Source organism: Winogradskyella ouciana (assembly GCF_965284585.1).
GTDB classification, from domain to species: Bacteria; Bacteroidota; Bacteroidia; order Flavobacteriales; family Flavobacteriaceae; genus Winogradskyella; species Winogradskyella ouciana.
The window spans coordinates 1,486,674-1,509,028 of sequence record NZ_OZ260095.1; the positions used below are offsets into that span (position 1 = coordinate 1,486,674).

Consider the following 22,355-nt stretch of genomic DNA (forward strand, 5'->3'; position numbering starts at 1 on the left):
AGTAATATAATTTGCTCTAAAGCGAAATATTAAAGGTAAATTTAAAAGCTATATTGTCTTCAAAATTAGGGAGATGATAACCTCCATATCTGTACGCAAAACTTAGCCCAAAGCCAAAGAGAAGTTTGTTGATTTCAAAACCAGATTCTGAGTAAACGTGTTCTAAAGTGTTGAAGTTTATACCTTGATGTCTATCAATACTTTTCATATCTCCAACAGCATATCTTGAAATTAAAACGAGTTGTGGTTGAAATCGGTCAGAAATTTTGAAAGGTTTAAAGTAATGTTTCAATTGTAAGGTCGAAAACTTATCGCTAAAGAATTCATTAAAATACATGGTTTCAAAGCTATTGAGACCAGCTACAGAGAACCGCTGAAGAATGGTTTCTTTTGTAATATTATTTGGGTAGGCATGGTAGAGGTGCGTTAAAGGAGTTTCTCCACCAGCTATACCAGCAACTAGCGTTATTTTGCTAATCGCATTGTTTTTATGATAGAACTGTTGAACAGTCCTAAAATCTAATTTAGAAAAATTAAAATCGCTTCCAAAAACGGATTTAAATCCTTGAGTAACTTGAAGGGTGAATGTTGGATAGCCATTTTTAATTTCCAGCACTTTGTTTTTAACAAGTTCAAATTTGCTAAAAGGACTCCACTGCAAACTGATTTTAGCAGTACTTATATCAAAAGTGTTATAACTTCTGTCGTCTAAATTAAACCTGTAATTGTAAGTTGGGTTTATTTTACTAGTCGCTAATTGGGTTTCTGACAAAAGATGATTGGATATTTTATGCTGTAGGCCAACGGATTTTGTTATATGCCTGTGAAATAGATCTATATTTAATAGTCGTGGTTCAAAAAAAGTAAAAAAGCGTTTGTCAGTTAAAAAGGTAGAACTTCCTGTTTCTTGCAAATCATCCGTGTAAGCTAAGTTGACCCATGTATTGGATTTTTCATTTATTCTAAAACCACCACCAACACTATATTTATAGCGCTTATCCTTAAAACCATAAACGGTATAACCGTTAATTCGGAAATGTTCAGAAAGACGTTTATTGGTAACACCTCCTAAGCCAGTTCTAAAACCTTCAAACTGATTGAATTTAATTAAATAACGAAGGTCTAAATCAAAAAAGCCAATGGATATATAACCATTGCCTATTTTTTTTAAAAATTCGGCTTTTTTTATAGAATCTCTTGCAATTTGCGAAGAATCCCTTTCTTGAGAAATAGGGTTTTGAGCAAAACTATTTGTTGCTAGGCCAATTAGAAAAACAACAAACAGATGTTTTAGCATTAAAGTATTTTTATTTTAAAACAGAAGAACCAAAATCCTATAAGTTGACAATCTGTCCCAAATGATTGGGGATTTAAGATTCTGAAATTAAATTCAGAATGGCTCAATTTCAACTTGGTATTATACGGTCATAATCTCATTCTCCTTAACATCAAGAATGCTGTCTATCTTTTTAACGTAAGAATCCGTAAGTTCTTGCACATCTATTTCTGCATTATTTTGTAGGTCTTCAGAAACATCAACTTTTTTAATTTCATTCATGGCATCCTTACGTGCATTTCTTACACCAACTTTAGCGTCTTCGGCTTCCGCTTTAGCTTGTTTTGCTAAATCCTTTCTACGTTCTTCGGTTAAGGGTGGTACGTTAATGATAATCATTTCACCATTATTCATAGGATTAAAGCCTAAATTAGCCAGCATTATTCCGCGCTCAATTTCCTGAAGCATACTTTTTTCCCATGGTTGTACAGAAATTGTTCTGCCATCTGGCGTGTTTACATTTGCAACCTGGTTCAATGGAGTCTGCGAGCCATAATAATCTACCATTACACTACCTAACATCGCAGGACTTGCCTTACCAGCTCTAATGTTAACCAATTGCTTTTCTAAATGCTTTAGAGCAGCCTCCATTGCTTCTTCAGCAGTATCTATTATAAATTTAATGTCTTCGTTCATAGTGTTATAATTTTAATTGAGTGCTATCAAAAGTTGAGCCATTTTTTTTACAGATTAACTTCCGTTCCTACGGTTTCACCAGAAACTACTTTTAATAGGTTACCCTTTTTGTTCATATCAAAAACTATAATTGGCAGTTTATTTTCTTGACTAAGTGTAAAAGCTGTTGTATCCATAACCTTTAAGCCTTTACGTAAAACATCATCAAAAGTGATGTGGTCAAATTTAGTTGCTGTAATATCCTTTTCAGGGTCAGCATTATAAATTCCATCTACTCTAGTGCCTTTTAAAATTACGTCCGCTTCAATTTCAATTGCTCTTAATACTGCTGCGGAATCTGTGGTGAAATATGGATTTCCTGTTCCTCCACCAAATATAACGACACGCCCTTTTTCTAAATGGCGAAGTGCTTTACGTCTTATAAAGGGTTCTGCAACTTCATTTATTTTAATTGCCGATTGTAACCGTGTAGGGATGCCAGAATCCTCTAAGGCACTTTGCAATGCTAAACCATTAATAACTGTTGCCAACATGCCCATGTGGTCTCCTTGAACACGATCCATACCATTACTAGCGCCAGCAACTCCTCTAAATATGTTTCCGCCGCCAATAACAATAGCGACCTGTACTCCTAAGTCGGTTATTGCTTTAATATCTTGAGCATATTCTGCCAATCGCTCTGGGTCAATACCGTATTGACGATTACCCATAAGTGCTTCACCAGACAGTTTTAGTAGTATTCTTTTATATTTCATGTTAGAATTTGAAAGTTGAACAAAGCTACATAATTATTAGCATCTGTAAAAGTGAAAAAAATGCCAAAAAAAAGCTTCTCATAAATTGAGAAGCTTTTAAAATATTTAGAATGGATGTAAGATACTTATCCTACAGTTGCTCTTTTAAATCCGGTAACTTCAACATCACCATAAGATTTTACATATTCAGCAACAGTTTTCTTTTCATCTTTAATGAACTTTTGATCTAATAAACATTGCTCTTGATCTAAAGTTGTGTTATCAGAAATGAAACGCTCCATTTTACCAGGTAAGATTCTATCCCAGATTTGTTCTGGCTTACCTTCAGCTTTTAATTCTGCTTTTGCAGCTTCTTCCGCTTCTGCCATTACCTCAGGAGTTAATTGAGCCATAGAAATGTATTTTGGTACATTCTTTAATGTCTTACCTAAACGTCCTAATTCGATATTATCTTTTTCGATAACTGCAATACGAGCTTCAGTTTCTGAAGCAACATAAGCAGGATCAAAATCTTTGTATGATAATGTTGTTGCTCCCATAGAAGCTACTTGCATAGCAACGTCTTTAACTAAAGTTTCAACGTTATCTACTTTTGCAGATAAACCTACTAAAGCAGCAATTTTATTAATATGAACATATTGTCCAACATAAGGTGCATCTAACCTTTCAAAAGCAGTGATATCTAATTTCTCACCGATAACACCTGTTTGCTCAGTTAATTTTTCTGCAACGGTCATTCCGTCGAAATCACCTGCTAAAAATTCTTCTTTTGTATTATAGTTTAACGCAACTTCACCTAGCTCGTTAGCAAGTTTTACAAAGTTTTCGTTTTTACCTACGAAATCTGTTTCGCAACCTAAAACGATAGCAACACCAGAAGTGTTATCTGCATTAATTTTAGCTACAGCAGCACCTTCAGAAGAATCTCTGTCGGCTCTTTTTTCTGCAACTTTTTGACCTTTTTTACGTAAAACTTCAATGGCTTTATCAAAATCACTACCAGCTTCAACTAAAGCTTTTTTACAATCCATCATACCAGCACCAGTTGCTTGTCTTAGCTTGTTTACTTCTGCTGCTGTAACTTTTACAGTATTTTCCATAGTTTTTAAATTTAAAAAGTCATTCAATTAGTTTAATGCCCTTCGACATGCTCAGGGTAAAAAAAGAATTAAATGACTTTTAGTATTGTATAAATGTTATTTATTCTTCTTCCTCAGCTGCTACTTTTTCCTTTTTTGCAGCTTTTGGTTTAGCCTCAGCTTTTGTTTCAGATTTTTGATCTGCTTTCTTAGTGTCTTTTTCAGCACGCTCTGCTTTTCTCTCATTAAGACCATCCTCTACTGCAGATGTTACAATAGATAATATCTTATCAATAGATTTAGAAGCATCGTCATTTGCTGGGATAAGATAATCAACCTCACGTGGATCGGAGTTGGTATCTACCATAGCGAAAATAGGAATGTTTAATTTCTGTGCTTCCTTTATTGCGATATGCTCACGCATAATGTCAACTACAAATAGCGCGCCAGGTAAACGTGTCATGTCAGAAATAGAACCTAAATTCTTTTCTAACTTAGCACGTAAACGATTGACTTGTAAACGCTCTTTCTTAGATAAAGAGTTGAATGTTCCGTCTTTCTTCATTCTATCAATAGAAGCCATTTTTTTAACGGCTTTTCTAATGGTAACGAAGTTAGTTAACATTCCACCTGGCCAACGTTCAGTAATATAAGGTTGGTTTACAGCACCTGCTTTTTCAGCTACGATGTCTTTAGCTTGTTTTTTTGTTGCAACAAATAAAATTTTCTTTCCTGATGCTGCAATTTTTGATAATGCGGCACAAGTCTCGTCAATTTTAGCTGCTGTTTTGTAAAGGTTAATAATATGGATACCGTTACGTTCCATATAGATGTAAGGGGCCATGTTTGGGTTCCACTTACGTGTGAGGTGACCGAAGTGTACACCTGCGTCTAGTAGTTCTTTTACTTCTACTTTTTCCATTTTTTAATAGTTTACGTTCTGTTAAATTAGCAATGATTAAGTGGTCGCTATTGCTCGCCTTAACCATTTAGATGCTAAACTTTTAATTCTGAACTCATTTCAGAATCTTTTCAATAAAATAAGATAATTCAGAACTTGAGTGATCAAGTTCTGAATTAAATGTTGTTGGATATTAACGTTTAGAGAACTGGAATTTCTTACGCGCTTTCTTCTGTCCGAATTTCTTACGCTCTACCATTCTTGGATCTCTAGTCAATAGACCTTCTGGCTTTAATATTGCTCTGTTTTCAGGATCTAACTCGCACATTGCACGAGATAATCCTAAACGTATTGCTTCTGCCTGGCCGGTGATACCACCTCCATATACGTTAACAGTAATATCAAAGTTGCCATCATTGTTAGTCATGGTAATTGGTTGGTTTACTTTGTACTGAAGTGTTCCAGTAGTAAAGTATTCCGCCATGTCTTTTTTGTTCACCGTGATGTTACCTTTTCCTTTGGCAACGTACACACGAGCAACAGCCGTCTTTCTACGGCCAATTTTGTGAATTACTTCCATTAGTTAATTTCGTTTAATTTCATTGTCTTTGGTTTTTGAGCCGCGTGAGCGTGCTCTGTACCAGCAACAACAGTTAAGTTTCTAAAAAGAACAGAACCTAATTTATTTTTAGGCAACATTCCTTTTACTGACTTTTCTACTAATCTGGTTGGGTCTTTCTCAAACATCTCAGTAGCAGTCAGGCTTTTTTGACCACCTGGATAACCTGTGTGACGGATATAACTTTTTTCCGTCCATTTGTTACCCGTTAAGTTGATTTTTTCTGCATTAACAACAATTACGTTATCACCGCAATCAACGTGTGGCGTAAAATTAGGTTTGTGCTTACCTCTTAAAAGTATTGCTACTCTTGAAGCTAAGCGACCTAAAGTTTGTCCTTCAGCATCAACTAAAACCCACTCCTTATTAACGGTAGCTTTGTTAGCAGAAACTGTTTTGTAGCTTAATGTGTCCACACTAATTTGATTTAATATTACGCTTCACAGCGCAAAAGATTATACATTCCTCTTCCGAAAAAGAGTTTGCAAATTTACGATAACTTATTGGATTGACAAACCTTAGCCTATGTTTTTTTAGAGCTGAAATTGACCGAAATGTATTTTATAAAAAACCATAAAGTCTTTAGCTTCTATACAATAGAATTTAGAAATGACATTTTAACTTTACTCTTGATAGATTGTTGGGTTTGGAAAAAACGCTGCAATAGCAAACCACATGCTTGTTACAGAGTTGGCAGGTGTTAGTTTCTGACCCTCTCTTGGACCTTCAATAGCTTCACCAAACATATTCCATTTACTACCTTCATTATCCTTAAAGAAAGCTTCAGAGTTTTGAAAATCATAAGTAAAAGTTAGGTTACTGTTAGAAGCATTTAGCTCAAAGGCTACAATGAGGTTTTCATCACCAACAATTAAAAAATTCTTATTAAAAAAATTCTCTCTAAGAACATTGCCGTTATTGAAGTCTGAAAATTTATAAACTCTAGATTGGTTATTTGCCATCAAAGCAAAAACACGTTGTTTGTTGGGAAGCGCAGGATTTAAAATTTCTGGCACGAATAGAAAAAAGTCGTGACTGGTCTTATAAGGCCCATAAGGATACGTGCCGTAAGGCTTGCTAAAGCCAGTGTTGGAATTTAAGACCAAAGAGTTTGGGTAGGCATCTTTCCAAGTTCCCCAATTGGTTTCAACGACCATAATTTTTTCAGGTGTATCTCCAATTAACTCGCCATTGACACATTGTTGTAAGATTTGAGACCAATTACTATCTGTTTGTCTGTCGTACAAAATTAAATTACTGTTATATAACAAACCAGAAACACCAAAAGTTGTGAAAGAGCTATCGGCCAAACTTTCCCAAGCAAAGGCTGTACCTGTTAATGGACAGTAAGAAACAGTCATATTGGTTCCGTTGACATCATCATTAACAATTTCATGCCAATCTATTACATAATGTGGATAGGCTTTTACCACATCGCCTTGTTTTATTCCCACAATTAATTCATCATCAGAAAGAAAATGAACCGAAGCAGCATTTGTAAACATTGGGTTGTCAATCGATGGGATACCATCCTTTCCAGGGCCACCATCTCTTACTTGATCAGATGGGATCAACCATGTGTTGGATGGAGTAGATCCGTCATCGTCAGTACCCATATTGCCATCGTCAGAGCCTGTTGCATTGCTAGAACTACAACCAACTAGGGCTAAACAAAATAATATGGCGAATAAATAGTTGAATATTTTCATAATTCTTGATTTAATGTTAAGGCTTCTGGTTTACTAAATAGCTTAAACAAAAGTCCGGTTGTTAATCTATAGGTTGGTGTTAGTTGAATTCCTTCTGGGCTAGAATATAAAGGTAGTTCAGCAGCTGCATTAAAAGAAATGTTTTGAGACAATTTCACTGAAAAACTTGGAATTATAAAAACCCAATCCCCTCCTGTATTTGGGATATCGAATCCTTGCGTCTCGTCCTTTTCTGCGTTTCTATATTTAAAACTCAGGCTTGGATTTACCAATGTGTTTTTTATTAGAAACTGATCTGAGACACTTAAAAATGCTTGAATTTCATTACCAAATTTATATGAAGAGTTACCAAAATAAGAATCATTTTCTCCTGTTTGGCGATAAACCACGCGTGAAGAAAAAGTCATAGTCGGTCTAAAATCAAAAGTTTTTGAAGTTCCTATTAAATAGACCAAGTCCCAAGCATTGCTGCCTGGCTGTAAATCTGCATTTAGAGTTATGCCTTGGTCATTTGTTTCAGTTGAAGAACCTAAAGGGATTTTTACACCAGCACCAATATTTAGATTCCAGTTTTTGGGAGTGTTCTTTAGAAGGGAATAACGAATTAAAACGATGGCATCACCTATACCATAGGTTTGGTCTAAGTTTTCTGACTCAAATTGAGAAATAATGCGCCTTTGGTTTACCCAGGTAAACAAGCCTTCAATTGACCATTTATTTGAAAAAGCATAGCCAGTATTTATTAAAATGGAATGTGTGGTTCTTAATCTTGAATTGTCATCTAAAGTTTCTGTATAGTTCTTTAGGGTATTGAGGTTATTGAAATCGTAACTCATATTTAAGAGCAGTGTATTGGCTTCGTTAAATTCTAGACCAATGTTGTTGGACAGTGGAATACCACCAGAACAACAGGTTTGGCCTGAAATTAGTTGGGAAAATCCCAAACCTATAAACACAGAAAGAAATCTGAACATCATTGCTTTTTTATTCAAGAAGTCTTAAGTTTTAGACGTAAATTTTAACAGTACTTACAACGGAATGAAAAGAATTACTTTGTGGCTCTAGATAAACGATCGTTTATTGATTTACCCAAACCATATTCAGGAAATTTTTCAGCAATAATAACATCGAGGTGCATTTTGTCTAATTGATGCAAAACATCGTACAGATTTGAAGCCGCTTCAGATAAGTCACCTATTTTTGAAAGTGCAATTTGAACGTCTATATTAGAGTCGTCAATTTCAGATTGAAAGGTAATAACGCCTATGCGCTTACCTTTATACTGATCGACCATACCCAAAATATTGTCCGTAAGTATAGACTTGGTTTTTGGAGCATAATGGCGCTCTAACATACCTGGAGCATCTGGTGCGATTTCTTTATTGTTTTTAATCTCAATTTCACCCACAACAGCTTCAATATCTTCAATGGCTGTAGAGCCTAAACGATAAATAATGGGTTGGTCATTTTCAAAGCCTATGATGGTAGATTCTATACCGCTTTTACAAGCACCTCCATCCAACACCATTTTAATATTATCTTTAAAATAGGTTTCAACATGAGCTGCAGTTGTTGGGCTAATACTACTAAATGGATTAGCACTTGGTGCTGCCAAAGGAAAATCTAACTGACGTAAAAGTTCTAGAGTAGTTGTGTGATTCGGCACACGCACAGCAACAGTGTCTTTACCCGCTGTAATTACATCTGGAATCGTATTTTTCTTTTTTAAAACGAGAGTAATTGGTCCTGGCCAAAAAGCTTCTGCCAATAATTTTGCTTTTTCGGGAATGTGTTCAACAATCTGAGATAAATAATCTACAGAGGAAATATGAACAATAAGTGGATTAAAAAAGGGACGCTGCTTAGTTTCAAAAATCGACTTGATCGCTTTTTCTGAATAAATATTACCAGCCAAACCATAAACCGTTTCGGTTGGTATGGCAACAATCTCCTCAGCATTTAATAAGGTTACAGCTTGTGATATGTCTTTTGAAATAATACTCATAATCCAATTAGACTGCAATATTAGTTCAAAAACCAATAATTTTAAGAATTAAGCCGCTTATTTTCGTTCTCTTTCTTTTGTTGGTGTAGTGCATAGGCTAAAATACCAATCTCAATAGCGAGAATTGCGATTTTAGCTTTTTTGCTCTTTGTAAGTGCGCTGGTAAGCCCTAATACTTTGGTGATAATCATTATTTAATTTTTATGAATTCCTAATTAGGCGTTGTCCCTCGGTTGGTGAATTTCTCTGCGCTCTTTCTGCTGATGGTTAATGTCTTTTCCATCAACTTCTTTTTTATTTATAGCTGTCTCTGCTATGCTTGTTTCGTTTTTTTCTTCTTTATCGTTTTTCTTGTCATTAGTTCCCATAATTCGCTGTTTTTAGATTTTAACCCAAATTAGAGAATAGTCGAGATTCGTTTTTGCTTAAAAAGAAAAATGGTTGACTTATTTAAAATCAACCATACTAAAAAAAAAGTGAAGTTTTAATGCGCCTCCAACCAATTATCTCCAATATCTAAATCTACATCCAAAGGAACTTTTAGCTTATAGGCATTTTCCATTTCGGTTTTAATGAGAATTTTCATGTCTTCTAACTCTGGTTTGTAGATATCAAAAACCAATTCATCATGAACCTGCAAAAGCATTTTTGATTTATACGCACCTTCTTGAAGCTTTTGATGAATATTGATCATCGCTATTTTAATGATATCTGCAGCACTACCTTGAATCGGTGCATTTACCGCGTTGCGTTCTGCAGCTCCTCGTACCACGGCATTACGCGAATTAATATCTTTTAAATACCTACGACGACCCAAAACCGTTTGTACGTAACCATTATCTCTTGCAAAATCTACTTGTTTGCCCATATAGGCTTTTAGTTTTGGATAGGTGGCGTAATAGGTTTCAATAAGTTCTTTAGATTCACTTCGAGACAAATCGGTTTGGTTGCTCAACCCAAAAGCGGAGACACCATAGATGATTCCGAAATTGACAGTTTTTGCATTGCTACGTTGTTCACGAGTGACCTCATTAATCGGTACGTTAAATACTTTTGAAGCCGTCGAGGCATGAATGTCCTCTCCGTTTTTAAACGCTTCAATCATAGTTTCCTCTTCACTTAAAGCGGCAATAATTCTCAATTCTATCTGCGAATAATCAGCAGCTAACAATGTATATTCCTCATTTCTTGGTACAAAAGCCTTACGAACTTGTCGACCACGTTCTGTACGGATCGGAATATTCTGAAGGTTTGGATTGTTACTGCTCAAACGACCAGTAGCAGCAACGGTTTGCATATAATCGGTGTGGACGCGCCCTGTGCTTTCTTCAACTTGCAATGGTAAAGCATCAACGTAGGTACTTTTTAATTTACTAAGTCCTCTGTAATCTAATATTTGCTGAATGATGTCGTGGTCTTTAGCCAAATAACTCAACACATCTTCTGCGGTGGAATATTGTCCTGTTTTTGTCTTTTTTGGTTTATCGACCAATTTCATTTTTTCAAATAAAATAACACCTAACTGTTTTGGTGATGCAATGTTGAATTCCTCACCTGCAGCTTCATATATACTTTTTTCTAGATTTGCAATATCATTATTGAGTTGCTCTGACAGTGAGCTTAAAAAGTCCTTGTCTAAATTAATGCCTTCCAACTCCATATCGGCAAGTACTCGTAGAAGCGGAACCTCAATCTCGTCGAATAATTTTTGGGTATTGGCTTCGCCCAATTCCTTTTCAAAATGCTCTTTTAGTTGCAAGGTGACGTCAGCATCTTCCACAGCGTATTCGGTTTGTTTTTCCAAAGGTACTTCTCGCATGGAGAGTTGGTTCTTTCCTTTTTTACCGATGAGTTCTGTGATGGAAATAGGTGTGTAGTTAAGGTACGTCTCAGCCAACACATCCATGTTATGTCGCATATCTGGATTGATGAGGTAATGCGCTAACATGGTATCGAAAAGCTTGCCTTTAACCTCAACATTGTATTTGGCCAAAACCTTAATATCATATTTTAAATTTTGACCAATTTTTTCAATGTTTTCATTTTCAAAAAAAGGTCTAAGCACTTGAATTAATTCTTGGGCTTCATTTTTGTCTTCAGGAAAAGGCACATAAAACCCCTTGCCAGCTTCCCAAGAAAAGGCAATACCAACTAACTCTGCTTGTAGTGGATTTAAGCTTGTAGTTTCGGTATCAAAACATACCGAAGTTTGGTTCATTAAGTTCTTTACAAATAATTTTGTGGCCATCCCAGAAGCCACACTTTGGTAAAAATGCGAAGTCGTTTCAAAGGTGTTTCGGGTGTATTCTGAACTAGTTTCAGTAGTATCTGAATCAGATCCTCCGAACAACGAAAACTGACCAGCACCAGCTGATTTTTTTTCCTTTGGGGTAGAGGTTGGCTTAGATTTTTCTGTTGTGGAAGACGTACTCGGACTAGAATCTGAAACGTCTTGAGGAGCAAAGGTTTTCAAGAAATTATCCGTTAAACGTCTAAATTCTAAATCCTGAAAAATCTGTTTTACTTTTTCAACATCCGGATGGTCTAACTCAAAGTCCTTGGCATTAAATTCAACCGGTACATCGAGCATAATGCGCGCAAGTTCCTTTGAAAGTAATCCTAGTTCCCTATTAGCCTCTATCTTTTCTTTCATCTTACCCTTGAGTTGGTCAGTATTGGCTAACAAGCCTTCCATACTACCAAATTGCTTAATGAATTTTTTGGCGGTTTTCTCACCAACACCTGGCAACCCTGGAATATTATCACTCGAATCTCCCATCATACCTAAAAAGTCAACCACTTGCATTGGAGTTTCAACTTCAAATTTTTTCTGAACCTCAGGAATTCCCCAAGTTTCATAACCACCACCAAAAACAGGTCTGTACATAAAGATGTTGTCAGTGACTAACTGCGCAAAATCCTTATCTGGTGTTACCATAAAAGTTTTGTAGCCTTCTTTTTCAGCTTGTCTAGATAGTGTACCAATAACATCATCTGCTTCGTAACCTTCCTTGACCATAATAGGAATGTGCATGGCTTCGAGAATATTACAAATATGAGGTATTGCTGTTCTAATGCCTTCGGGTGTTTCGTCTCTATTGGCTTTGTAGGCTTCAAACATCTCTACACGATCTACGCTTCCACCTTTATCAAAACAAACAGCTAAATGGTCTGGTCGTTCACGTTTAATCACATCTAAAAGTGAGTTCATAAAACCCATAATGGCTGAGGTGTCTTCGCCTTTAGAGTTGATTCTAGGATTTTTTATAAAGGCGTAATACCCACGGAAAATAAGGGCGTAGGCATCAACAAGAAAGAGACGTTTTTGGTCTGACATGAAATAAAATTTTGAAGTCTATAAAACTACAAAACTTAAACCTTGAAATGAAAGATTGAGAAGCTAAAAATGAAAAAGAAAGCCGATCCCTACTTCGGCTTTCTTTGCTCAAACAATAATTGAAGACAATCAATTATGCTGTAATATTTTATTGTACTTGTTCTATTTCAAAAGATGCAGCAACATCGTTGAGTGAAATAGTTAAAGGTGCAAGCACATTAATATAAATTTCTATAGTGTCACCAGCGTCAAGCTGAATCAAATTATTGATGTATCTTATTATCTGGCCATTTCCAGTGTGGTTATAGGAATTACCACGTACCACCAATCCGTTTCTGTATATACCTATACCGAAAAAACCAGTTGATGTGGAATTGCCATCACTTCGCCAGGAGGCATTAATTCGGTAATAACCGTCTGCTGGGGCAACAAAAGTATCTGTGGTAACATTAAAGTCTCCATTGGTATCAAAATCTACACTGTTGAAATTTATTTTTTGCCAACCAGAAATAGTAAAATTTTGGTCGGCTGCCATTACAATTCTGGCTAAGGATTTTGTTGGATTAAGACTAGACAAATCGACTGTGTGAGCGGCTTGGCCATCATCTTCAACTTCAAGAGTTAGAATATTGTTTGAGCTATTAAAAGAAAAGGTGTCTACTTCTTGGTTATCGGTGTCTATTGAAGATAAATCTACCGTTACTGGTGCTATACCATCGTCTTCAAGTGAAATACCTAAAATGGTGCCTACCAAACCAAGATTGTCTATTTGTTGATTGTCAGTATTAATAGACGATAAATCTACTGTCGCAGGTGCAACTCCATCATTTTGTAAGGAAATACCAAGGCTAGTGCCAGATAGCGCTAAGTTATCGATTTGTTGGTTGTCTGTATTTATAGAAGTTAAATCTACCATGACTGGCGCAACTCCATCATTTTGTAACGAAATACTTAATGAGGTACCTGTTAATGCCAAATTGTCTATTTGTTGGTTGTCTGTATTAACAGTGGCATTTTGAAACGTGACATTACCGGCTCCATCAGTGGTCATCACCTGGCCATTTGTACCATCTGTTAACGGCATATTATAAGCATCGTTAATATTCATAGTACCGTTTTTATAAATGGTAAGCGCGTTACTTCGGGCAGCAACACTTGAACCATTACCGATAGAAAATACTCTATCATTAGGATTAAAATTAGTAGCCGACGAAACAGAATAGTTAGTGTTATAGAGTCCAATCACAGTCTCGCCATATGAAGGTGAAATTGTGTGTATACCAAGTACACTCGAATTTTCTCCAGAGGCCGTTGTATTATATCCAAATGCTGTGGAAGTGGCTCCTGATGCATTAGTGTACTCACCAAATGTTGTTGAATAGCCTCCCGATGCGTTGGTATTGTGCCCAAAAGCTGTTGAGTAACTACCACTAGCGAAAGTTCCATCGCCGAAAGCTGTAGAACCTGAGCCAGAGGCTGTTGAGTTAACGCCAAATGCAGTTGAATAAGCTGCCACAGCTTGAGTATCATACCCAAAAGCTGTTGAGTAACTACCACTAGCCAAAGTTTCATTGCCGAAAGCTGTAGAACCTGCGCCAGAAGCTGTTGAGTAAACGCCAAATGCAGTTGAATAAGATGCCTCAGCTTGGGTATTGTAACCAAAAGCAGCAGAATTATCACCCACATTAGCATTATTCCACTGATTGCCACTAACATAACCAGCTCTAAAAGCTGCTTTTCTTGGATTAAAAAACATACGTGTACCAGTGCCCGTAATTTCGTCGTCAATGGTATTGCCGAAACCATAAGTCCCAGTCACAAAAAAACCATCTGTACCATTAATTGTTACAGCACCATTATTTGCAATAATCTCTTTTCCAGCACCAGCCCCACCTTCGTTATAGGCTTGATCAAGGGTATTTTGGGTGTCATTATCAATAAATACAGTACTGGCATCTACAAAATTGGTTTGTCCTGCTCCATCTGTTGCTAAGACTTGGCCATTGGTGCCATCTGTCGCTGGTAAATTATAAGCTTCATTTATATTTAATAAACCATTTTTATAAATCGTTAAGGCATTGTGTCTTGCTGCATCTGATGTGCCGTTGCCAACCACAAACAATCTGTCATCAGAATCAAAAGCTGATGTGTTATCTGGTGTATAGTTGGTATTGAAATTGCCTAATGTAGTTTCAGCAAATGACGCTGCAATTGTGCCATTGCCCATTGCGGTTGAACGGTCTCCTGTGGCTTGAGTTAAGCTTCCTGTAGCAAATGTACGCTCGCCTGTAGCCAGAGGTGAATAACCTAATGCGGTGGAATAATTACCTTGATTTGAATAAATCCAATCTGTACCTTCATTAAAACCAGCTCTAAACACTGCGTTAAATGGATTGAAAAACATTAATGATTTATCATTAGGAGGTGCTAAAACTACTGAGCCCGAAGCACCGAAATCTCCCCGTACATTGAAACCATCACCTCCTGTTATAGAAACAGGGCCATTGTCTGCAACAATTGTTGCTCCTTGGTTTGGCGAAGGGACACTTTGGTCGTAAGCTTGGTCTAATGTATTTGTATTGTCTGTAAATATTGAGGAAGGATTGATGAAATTAATTTGACCTGCACCATCAGTTCCTAAAATCTGACCGTTGGCGCCGTCAGTAGTTGGTAAGGCATAACCAGTAGTAGAAGGATTACCAATTTGAAACTCCCCATTAGTTCTAAGTAAATTACTGTCAAATTCACCATAGATGAGTGCATTGTTTTCATCTGCATTGGAGTTCTCTATATACAGCCGATTATTATTAGTTTCATCACTTCCTGCAAAATAACCAATGAATATTGAGCCTGATCTATTCCCTACAGGCATTTTATATCCTGAATGATTACCAATAAAAATGTTATTACTGCTATTTCCGTTAACTCCAAAACCTGCATTGTTGCCAATTGCTGTATTACCATTACCATCCACTATGGAACTCAATGCTGACCAACCAACTGCAGTATTGCTATCTCCACCAATATTGCTATTGATAGCATATGTGCCAACTGCAGTATTAAAATCACCATTATTATCTAATAGTGATTGCGTGCCAACGGCTGTATTATTAACACCAGTAGTATTAAAAAGCAAAGATTGAAAGCCAATGCCTACATTGTAATTACCAGAGGTATTACTATACATTACGGCTTTTCCTAACCCTACGTTATTATTATTGGACTGATCGTCATTGGAGCCAGCATCTTCGCCTATATAAATTGATGAGCCATCGTCACTACCATCGTTATCACTTTTTGCATCTTCTAAATCATTGATTTTCCTTACTCCTAAAACATTTACCCAAGTACCATTTCCATTATCCCAATAATAAAAGCCTTTAGCTGGTGTGCCGTTACCGGTTACAAATACCATCATACCATCTTGGTCTGCTGTTGGATTTGTCGTTGGGAAAGTGTCTATTCTTGGTATAAGAATACCATCAGTGTTTGCAGGTGTAGCAGTGTTAGATGCAGTTACATCTAAACTTGCTTTTGGGTCTGTATTACCCACACCGACTTGTGAATATCCGAAAAATGATATCAGTAATAACAGGTATATTAGTTTTATTGTCTTCATGATAATAGGGATTAAATCGGTGTAAGATTATAGTTTTACGTCTACATCAAATGCGTTTTTAACATCTCTGAAAATCGTATGGATGTAATAAGTTAAGCCAAGAAAAAGTTCGCTTCCACCCAGTATAAAAGGATTAAGGTTTCCCATCAATTGAATGGAAATATGTCCTGCCAAAAAACTTGAATTAATAATTAAAAGGGAGACGAGAAGTGTTGACGTTTTCATCTGAAATAATGGTTATGATTAATAGCTTAACAAACCTATAATTTCTCCCTAAAAAGGGTCTTGATTATTTTTTCAAAAACAAGGAGTATTTTGTCAAAATGAAGAAAAATGACAAGGACTATTATGTCTGATATTGAAAAAAATACTGATTTTCATTTAGTTACGAAAACCAGAAGGGCTTTGTCCAAATTCCTCTTTAAAGGTCTTACTAAAGTAGTTTGGATCGTTAAAACCAACATTATATGCGATTTCAGAAATGGATAAATGTGATGTTTTAAGTAATTTCTTACCTTTTTCCAAACGTACTTTTCTTATAAAAATGGCCGTACTGGTATTTGAAATTGCTTTTAGCTTTCTGTAGAGTTGTGAGTCGCTCATCGCTAAAAAATTAGCAAGTTCTGTAGCTCCAAAATTAGAATCGTCTAAGTGTTTGTGAATAGCATCAACTACTGAATTTAAAAAGATAAGGTTTTTGTCTTTTGGTTTAGCGCGTTCTACTTTTTGCTCAACAATTGTGTTAACAGCATAACGCTCTTGCAATTGTTTACGTTTAGCTATAAGCTTTTGCATACGTAATTGCAATTCTTTTTTTTGAAACGGCTTTGTTAAATAAGCATCTGCACCACTTGTAATACCTTCCAATCTATCTTCTTGCATCGCCTTAGAGGTTAACATAATAATAGGAATATGATTGGTGTTGTTATCAGATTGCAGTTTTTGGGTCAACTCAAACCCATCCATAATTGGCATCATTACGTCCGTAACAACGATATCTGGAATTTGAGAAGTTGCCAGTTCCAACCCTTCCTTGCCATCTTTGGCAAAGATGACCTTGTATTCTGGTTTAAGACATGAAGCTATGTAACGCGCCATATCAACATTATCTTCAACAATCAATACACTATTGGCGTCATCGTCAACAATAATATCATCTGTTTGAGGCACAACTGTACCAATGGTTATCTGATGCTCTTTTTGTTCAATATTTTTTGAGGCTGCTGTATTTGTTATCGGTAATTCAATTGTAAAGCTTGTTCCTTTATTGATTTCGGAAGTGACATTTATGGTTCCATTAAATAACTCTACCAATTCTTTAGTCAAGGCTAAACCAATTCCAGTGCCTTGAGAAACCTTATGCTCTGCATTTTCAACCTGATAAAAACGATCGAAAATGAAAGGCAACTCTTCTTTAGAGATACCATAACCTTGATCAGCTACTTCAATTTGAAGCACTGGAGAATTCATTCTTTGAAGCTTTATATTTAAATCAGAATCCTGAGGCGAAAATTTTATAGCATTTGAAATGAGATTAGTCAAAATCTGACGGATTTTTTCTGCATCAAAATCCATAATGATTTCATCGGGTTTGGCTGAGAATTTTAAGTTCACACCTTTATCAGTAGCAATGCTTTTAAAGCTATCTACTATATGAGATGAAAAAGCAGCTATATCATTTTGAATGAGATGAATGTTGAGTTGTCCTTTCTCAAGCTTTGCCAAATCCAGCATTTGATTGACCAAGTCGAGTAAATTATTACTGTTTTGCTCTATGGTATCTAAAGAAGTGCCAACTTCATCTTTTGAAGAAAAACGTTCTTTTAAATTACCCAAATAACCCAGAATTATGGTTAATGGTGTTCTGAACTCATGCGTTATGTTGGTAATGAAGCGGGATTTTAAATCATCCAAGTCCTGTAATCGCTTCGATTCTTGTCCAGCGATTTGCCGTTGAAGACTCATTCTGTAAAAGGCATAAACGATCCCTAGAAATAAAAGTAGATATGATAGATAGGCTAGATTACTTTTATACCAAGGTGGAGTGACGTTTATTTTTAATTCCAAAGGTGGTTTTTGCCATAAATCATTACGAGACTTTCCCTGTATTTGAAGCGTGTACGATTTAGAGGATAAGTTGAGAAGTTGAATATTGTTTTTACTATCTAGTGTATTCCAATCTGTATCATCTGGCAGCAATTTATAGACGTATTTTATATTACTATTTGGGCGGTAATCCAGTGCTGAAAAATCGAGATTAACAGGAAAATCGTCATAATTGAGATGGATTTCTCTAGTGTTGCTTATGGATGTTGAAAGCACTTCGGAGTTTTTAGGCAGCACATAGTCATCCTTAATTTTAAGACTGGTAAATTTTAGACGCCCTTCTTTATCAAGCTCATCGATGCGCTTTGGATCAAAAATATTTAAGCCATTGATGCCGCCAAAATATAAATGACCGTTAGTGTCGTTTTTAAATGTTGCGCCCAAATTAAACTCGGTACTCTGTACACCATCTTTTGGATTGTAATTGGTAAATTCTTCAGTTGATTTATTGAATTTAAATAAGCCACCATTTGTTGATAGCCACAAGTTGCCTAAGTTGTCTTCGTTAATATTGTAAACAAAAGTGTTGCTTAGGCCATCACGTTTTCCATAGGACTTAAAACTGTCCGTTTCAGCATTATATTTATTTAGTCCTTTGCGACTTGCTACCCATAGTGTATTTTCAGAATCTACAAACGAACTCAATACACCTCTTGTCGCTAATCCCAAAGTTTCATCATAATTTTTGACTGCAACTAATTCATCATTTTCAAAATTGAGTTTACTCAAGCCTTTTTGGGTACTCATCCAATAGTTGTTCTGAGCATCTTTAACCATAGATAATGTAAAAACCGAAGCCAAATCTTCTGAGCTGTAATTTTTAAATCTAAAATCACCTTCGGAAACATTACCAACAAACTTTGAAAATCCAGCATTAAAAGTCGTAATCCAAATGCTGCCAGAGTTATCTTTATAAATGCTCCGCATATTTTCGGCTGGTAGTTGTGATGGATTATTGGGATTAATTGGTGCTTTTAGAATTGTTGGATTTTCAATATCAAAATCAGTAAGTTGTATCACAAAAACCCCTTTATTAGTCACAAACCAAATATTATTGTTATCATCTTTTGTAATGCCTCTAACACGATTATGATTTGTTAGAACATTGAATTTTGAAGGTTCTGAATTACTAGAAATAACCAATCCACTTGAAGAACCTGTAAACAAATAATCCTCAGTATCATAAACTGCAAAAACAGAAGGGTTATCTAGATTGAAATTATCTGTAGGCTGAGCAAAGACATCTTGAGCTTCAACAGTTGTAATATCCAAATTAATATTTCCTATAAACAACAAACCATCTGAAATGAATAGCTCGTTGATACCATCTGAATTAATAGTAGAAGCATCATATTTTTTATCAGCGATATAATGTTGTTTTACATCAAGTTTACCATCAGTATAGCTTGCTAACAATAGTCCATCAGAGGTTGTGCCAATATAAAATGTATTGTTGTGATAGGCCAAGGTATTGGTGTTGAGGAGGACCGTGTTTCCACTTTCAATAATTCCAATAGATTCAAACTCATTTTTTTCTTCAGAAAATTTAAATATTCCAGAATCTGTAGTTACCCAAAGATTATTGCTTAACGTTTTAAGATTGTTGATTGGGGTATTAAGATTGGCAATGGGTTCAAAAAAGAGGTCATAACCAGAATCGTTATTGGTATTGAATGTTGCAGCATGAATAATGCCTTCGTCTGTTCCAACGTAAATAATGTCTTTATATACCGCAATGCCAGTGATTTTCTTAGGAAAATTCCTTTCAAAATTGTTACTATGAAAAGTACCAAATTGGTCAATGATAGCTACACCATTATTATAAAAAGCTGCCAAAATAAAATCATTGTATGCAATCAGTCTTGTACAGTTGGTATTGGTATCACCGACCTGAACAATGGACTCATTATAAATATCATAACGAATTAAGCCATTTTGACCTGTGCCAACATACACAAAGTTGTCCTTAGCTAGTATGGTTCCAATACGATAACCAGCAATATCAAGACCTGAATTTGCATCTGGCTGAGGCACAAAAAAATCATGTCCATCATAACGTACCGCACCATCTGAAGTACCAAGCCATATAAAGCCGTTTTTATCTTTATCTATACAATGAATGGTCTCTTGTGGTAAACCTTCGTCCAAACCTAAATGAGAAAAATTTAAGTTTTGAGCACTAGAAATTAAGCTGACTAAACATAAGAGTAGGGAAAGGTTAGTGTTACTTAATCTAAAATAAGCGTAAGTGTTCTTGTTCATTGTAGATTAATAGTCTCATACTAAAATACAAATTCTAAAATTCATAAGGAAATACTTACGATTAATTACAAAATATGCTACATCACTTGTGAATTTTTTTAAAAGCTACTTGGATATAATTTTCAAGGCTTATTTTTGGCAATAATTTATTTTATATGAATGACAACACATTCTCAATAGCCATCCATGGAGGAGCTGGGACATTGGTAAAAGGGTTAATGACTCAAGCCTTAGAGGCAAAATATAAAGATGCTCTAAAAAATGCCAGAGATGCAGGTTTTGCAATTTTGGAAAAGGGAGGTACAGCTACTGATGCTGTTGAAGTCGCTGTAAAGTTATTGGAAGATACACCATTATTCAATGCAGGCAAAGGTTCTGTTTTTACGGCAGAAGGCACGCACGAAATGGACGCTGCCATAATGGACGGTAAAACCCTGAATGCTGGAGCAGTATCATTGGTAACAGGAATTAAAAATCCAGTATCCTTGGCAAGAGATGTGATGGATAATAGTTACCATGTGTTTTTGGCGGGTGAAGGTGCCATGAAATTTGCTGAAGAGCAAGGTTATGGTATAGAATCACCGGAATACTTTTACGACGAAGTAAGATACAAGCAGTGGCAAGGTATTAAAGATAGTGATACGTTTCAGTTAGACCATAGCGTAAAGAAAGACGGAAAATTCGGAACCGTTGGTGCTGTAGCCTGTGACCAAAATGGAAATATTGCTGCTGCAACTTCAACTGGTGGTATGACCAACAAAAAATGGGGACGCGTTGGTGATTCGCCCATGATTGGTGTTGGTAATTATGCCAATAACAAAACCTGTGCGGTAAGTTGTACTGGTAGTGGTGAGTTTTTTATTAGAGGAGTTGTGGCTTACGATGTTTCGTGCTTAATGGAACATAAAGGCATGAGTTTGGAAGAGGCTTCAGAAGAAGTGATTAATAAACGTATCCTCGAAATTAATGGTGATGGTGGTCTTATTGCGGTAGATACCAAAGGGAATATCGCTATGCCTTTTAATACAGAGGGAATGTACAGAGCTTGTAAATCTTCGGATGGAAAAGAAGAGATTTCAATCTATAAATAGTGGAAGTAAAACATCTTGGAAATAAGGATTTTAAAGCTAAATAAAAGGAGCCTCAATCGGTAATATTTCAATCTTTTGATTCTTAATATTGAAACGGTCACCGTTGGATAAAATATGGGTTTTCATATTTGTAAGTGACATTGGAGTTCCTTCTTGCAAGACGCTATGGTTGTTGTGTTTTATTTTTCTACCGTCAAAAACAATCACCATTCCAGAGCCGATAACTTCAAAACGATTATTCTTAATTATCAAACCTGTATCTTCTGCTAAACCTAATCCAATAAGTTTTGGGAATTGTGCCACAGCTTCAGAAATACGACCAAATCGTCCTCTTCTTATAAAATGTGTATCTATAATGAGTTCTGGAATTAAGCCCAAACCCTTGTACATTTTAACAGCACCTTTAACAAAAGACTCCGCAGCACTTCCTCCAGCTACCATTTCTTTAGCCATTGCCATTGCACCAGCACTTGTACCAGCAATTACAAAACCTTTTTCGTTTTTGTAACGATCCAATAGAATTTTATGAATAGTTGAGCCACCAATTTTATTAGCTATTTTAGACTGGTCACCTCCAGAAAACATAACACAGTCAGCATTTTTTATGAGAGCAATAGCGTTTTCGGTTTCAGAATCTTCTTTAGATCTAATATCCAATACGTCTATATTTTTGCAACCTAGGGTAGAAAAGGCTGTTAGGTAATTTTCACCAACTTCAACAGGAATACTAGACGCTGTAGGAATAACGACAATATTAGCATCAATTCCACCAGCTTCTCTCACCACATGGGACAAGATTCCTTCATCAATAAAGTCTAAAGTGTACATTTCGTCATCTTCAATACCTTTATCTTCATTTCCGCCTATAGGTATTAATGTCCCCTTATTCTTCTGCATAGT

Annotated in this window: 18 protein-coding genes; 1 reads left to right on the forward strand and 17 read right to left on the reverse strand. The window is 35.9% G+C overall.

The window, feature by feature from the left end:
* Positions 1-16 precede the first annotated feature (16 nt).
* From ACQ65V_RS06555 to ACQ65V_RS06630, 16 genes are all read right to left on the reverse strand, one after another.
* A complete protein-coding gene (locus tag ACQ65V_RS06555) occupies positions 17-1,297 on the reverse strand; it encodes a DUF5686 family protein (protein WP_430467320.1) in 1,281 nt (426 codons plus the stop codon).
* Between the two features lie 120 nt (positions 1,298-1,417).
* Positions 1,418-1,972 (reverse strand): ribosome recycling factor, encoded by a 555-nt coding sequence (gene frr, locus ACQ65V_RS06560; RefSeq protein WP_155088766.1) that lies wholly within the window; start codon positions 1,970-1,972, stop codon positions 1,418-1,420.
* A 47-nt stretch (positions 1,973-2,019) separates the two neighbouring features.
* Complete coding sequence (gene pyrH / locus ACQ65V_RS06565) at positions 2,020-2,727, reverse strand: UMP kinase (RefSeq protein ID WP_155088764.1); 708 nt, start codon at positions 2,725-2,727, stop codon at positions 2,020-2,022.
* 125 nt (positions 2,728-2,852) lie between these two features.
* Positions 2,853-3,827, reverse strand: a complete 975-nt coding sequence (gene tsf / locus ACQ65V_RS06570) for a translation elongation factor Ts (protein WP_430467321.1) — start codon at positions 3,825-3,827, stop codon at positions 2,853-2,855.
* A 100-nt stretch (positions 3,828-3,927) separates the two neighbouring features.
* Positions 3,928-4,728, reverse strand: coding sequence for a 30S ribosomal protein S2 (gene rpsB / locus ACQ65V_RS06575; RefSeq protein WP_155088761.1), 801 nt, complete (start codon positions 4,726-4,728; stop codon positions 3,928-3,930).
* 172 nt (positions 4,729-4,900) lie between these two features.
* Complete coding sequence (rpsI, locus tag ACQ65V_RS06580; RefSeq protein ID WP_155088759.1) at positions 4,901-5,287, reverse strand: 30S ribosomal protein S9; 387 nt, start codon at positions 5,285-5,287, stop codon at positions 4,901-4,903.
* Positions 5,287-5,742: a 50S ribosomal protein L13 gene (rplM, locus tag ACQ65V_RS06585; protein ID WP_162306934.1), complete on the reverse strand. Its 456-nt coding sequence runs from the start codon at positions 5,740-5,742 to the stop codon at positions 5,287-5,289. Before rplM ends, rpsI begins: the two co-directional genes overlap by 1 nt.
* Positions 5,743-5,949: 207 nt before the next feature.
* Entirely contained in the window at positions 5,950-7,035 is a 1,086-nt protein-coding gene (locus ACQ65V_RS06590) for a DUF3179 domain-containing protein (RefSeq protein WP_430467322.1), read from the reverse strand.
* Positions 7,032-8,027, reverse strand: a complete 996-nt coding sequence (locus ACQ65V_RS06595) for a transporter (RefSeq protein ID WP_430467323.1) — start codon at positions 8,025-8,027, stop codon at positions 7,032-7,034. The genes ACQ65V_RS06590 and ACQ65V_RS06595 overlap by 4 nt, the downstream gene beginning before the upstream one ends.
* A 56-nt stretch (positions 8,028-8,083) precedes the next feature.
* Positions 8,084-9,040, reverse strand: a complete 957-nt coding sequence (locus ACQ65V_RS06600; protein WP_430467324.1) for an L-threonylcarbamoyladenylate synthase — start codon at positions 9,038-9,040, stop codon at positions 8,084-8,086.
* A gap of 41 nt (positions 9,041-9,081) precedes the next feature.
* Positions 9,082-9,231, reverse strand: coding sequence for a hypothetical protein (locus ACQ65V_RS06605; RefSeq protein WP_155088752.1), 150 nt, complete (start codon positions 9,229-9,231; stop codon positions 9,082-9,084).
* 24 nt (positions 9,232-9,255) lie between these two features.
* The gene (locus tag ACQ65V_RS06610) at positions 9,256-9,408 is read right to left on the reverse strand and encodes a hypothetical protein (protein ID WP_202913887.1); all 153 of its coding nucleotides are present in this window, start codon (positions 9,406-9,408) and stop codon (positions 9,256-9,258) included.
* 116 nt (positions 9,409-9,524) lie between these two features.
* The gene (gene polA / locus ACQ65V_RS06615; RefSeq protein WP_430467325.1) at positions 9,525-12,377 is read right to left on the reverse strand and encodes a DNA polymerase I; all 2,853 of its coding nucleotides are present in this window, start codon (positions 12,375-12,377) and stop codon (positions 9,525-9,527) included.
* A gap of 148 nt (positions 12,378-12,525) precedes the next feature.
* A complete protein-coding gene (locus ACQ65V_RS06620; RefSeq protein WP_430467326.1) occupies positions 12,526-15,996 on the reverse strand; it encodes a hypothetical protein in 3,471 nt (1,156 codons plus the stop codon).
* A 27-nt stretch (positions 15,997-16,023) separates the two neighbouring features.
* Entirely contained in the window at positions 16,024-16,221 is a 198-nt protein-coding gene (locus ACQ65V_RS06625) for a hypothetical protein (RefSeq protein WP_430467327.1), read from the reverse strand.
* 156 nt (positions 16,222-16,377) lie between these two features.
* Positions 16,378-20,364, reverse strand: a complete 3,987-nt coding sequence (locus tag ACQ65V_RS06630) for an ATP-binding protein (protein ID WP_430467328.1) — start codon at positions 20,362-20,364, stop codon at positions 16,378-16,380.
* A gap of 155 nt (positions 20,365-20,519) precedes the next feature.
* On the opposite strand from ACQ65V_RS06630, the gene ACQ65V_RS06635 reads away from it, so the two are divergent.
* Complete coding sequence (locus ACQ65V_RS06635) at positions 20,520-21,455, forward strand: isoaspartyl peptidase/L-asparaginase family protein (protein WP_430467329.1); 936 nt, start codon at positions 20,520-20,522, stop codon at positions 21,453-21,455.
* Between the two features lie 36 nt (positions 21,456-21,491).
* On the opposite strand, the gene ACQ65V_RS06640 is transcribed toward ACQ65V_RS06635, so the two are convergent.
* Complete coding sequence (locus tag ACQ65V_RS06640) at positions 21,492-22,352, reverse strand: cyanophycinase (protein WP_412561779.1); 861 nt, start codon at positions 22,350-22,352, stop codon at positions 21,492-21,494.
* Between the last annotated feature and the right edge of the window lie 3 nt (positions 22,353-22,355).

Bases quoted from the DNA above. Each gene is read 5' to 3' on its own strand.
- ACQ65V_RS06555 (WP_430467320.1), bottom strand. From the start codon at position 1,297: ATGCTAAAACATCTGTTTGTTGTTTTTCTAATTGGCCTAGCAACAAAT.
- frr (WP_155088766.1), bottom strand. From the start codon at position 1,972: ATGAACGAAGACATTAAATTTATAATAGATACTGCTGAAGAAGCAATG.
- pyrH (WP_155088764.1), bottom strand. From the start codon at position 2,727: ATGAAATATAAAAGAATACTACTAAAACTGTCTGGTGAAGCACTTATG.
- tsf (WP_430467321.1), bottom strand. From the start codon at position 3,827: ATGGAAAATACTGTAAAAGTTACAGCAGCAGAAGTAAACAAGCTAAGA.
- rpsB (WP_155088761.1), bottom strand. From the start codon at position 4,728: ATGGAAAAAGTAGAAGTAAAAGAACTACTAGACGCAGGTGTACACTTC.
- rpsI (WP_155088759.1), bottom strand. From the start codon at position 5,287: ATGGAAGTAATTCACAAAATTGGCCGTAGAAAGACGGCTGTTGCTCGT.
- ACQ65V_RS06590 (WP_430467322.1), bottom strand. From the start codon at position 7,035: ATGAAAATATTCAACTATTTATTCGCCATATTATTTTGTTTAGCCCTA.
- ACQ65V_RS06600 (WP_430467324.1), bottom strand. From the start codon at position 9,040: ATGAGTATTATTTCAAAAGACATATCACAAGCTGTAACCTTATTAAAT.
- ACQ65V_RS06605 (WP_155088752.1), bottom strand. From the start codon at position 9,231: ATGATTATCACCAAAGTATTAGGGCTTACCAGCGCACTTACAAAGAGC.
- ACQ65V_RS06610 (WP_202913887.1), bottom strand. From the start codon at position 9,408: ATGGGAACTAATGACAAGAAAAACGATAAAGAAGAAAAAAACGAAACA.
- polA (WP_430467325.1), bottom strand. From the start codon at position 12,377: ATGTCAGACCAAAAACGTCTCTTTCTTGTTGATGCCTACGCCCTTATT.
- ACQ65V_RS06620 (WP_430467326.1), bottom strand. From the start codon at position 15,996: ATGAAGACAATAAAACTAATATACCTGTTATTACTGATATCATTTTTC.
- ACQ65V_RS06625 (WP_430467327.1), bottom strand. From the start codon at position 16,221: ATGAAAACGTCAACACTTCTCGTCTCCCTTTTAATTATTAATTCAAGT.
- ACQ65V_RS06630 (WP_430467328.1), bottom strand. From the start codon at position 20,364: ATGAACAAGAACACTTACGCTTATTTTAGATTAAGTAACACTAACCTT.
- ACQ65V_RS06635 (WP_430467329.1), top strand. From the start codon at position 20,520: ATGAATGACAACACATTCTCAATAGCCATCCATGGAGGAGCTGGGACA.
- ACQ65V_RS06640 (WP_412561779.1), bottom strand. From the start codon at position 22,352: ATGCAGAAGAATAAGGGGACATTAATACCTATAGGCGGAAATGAAGAT.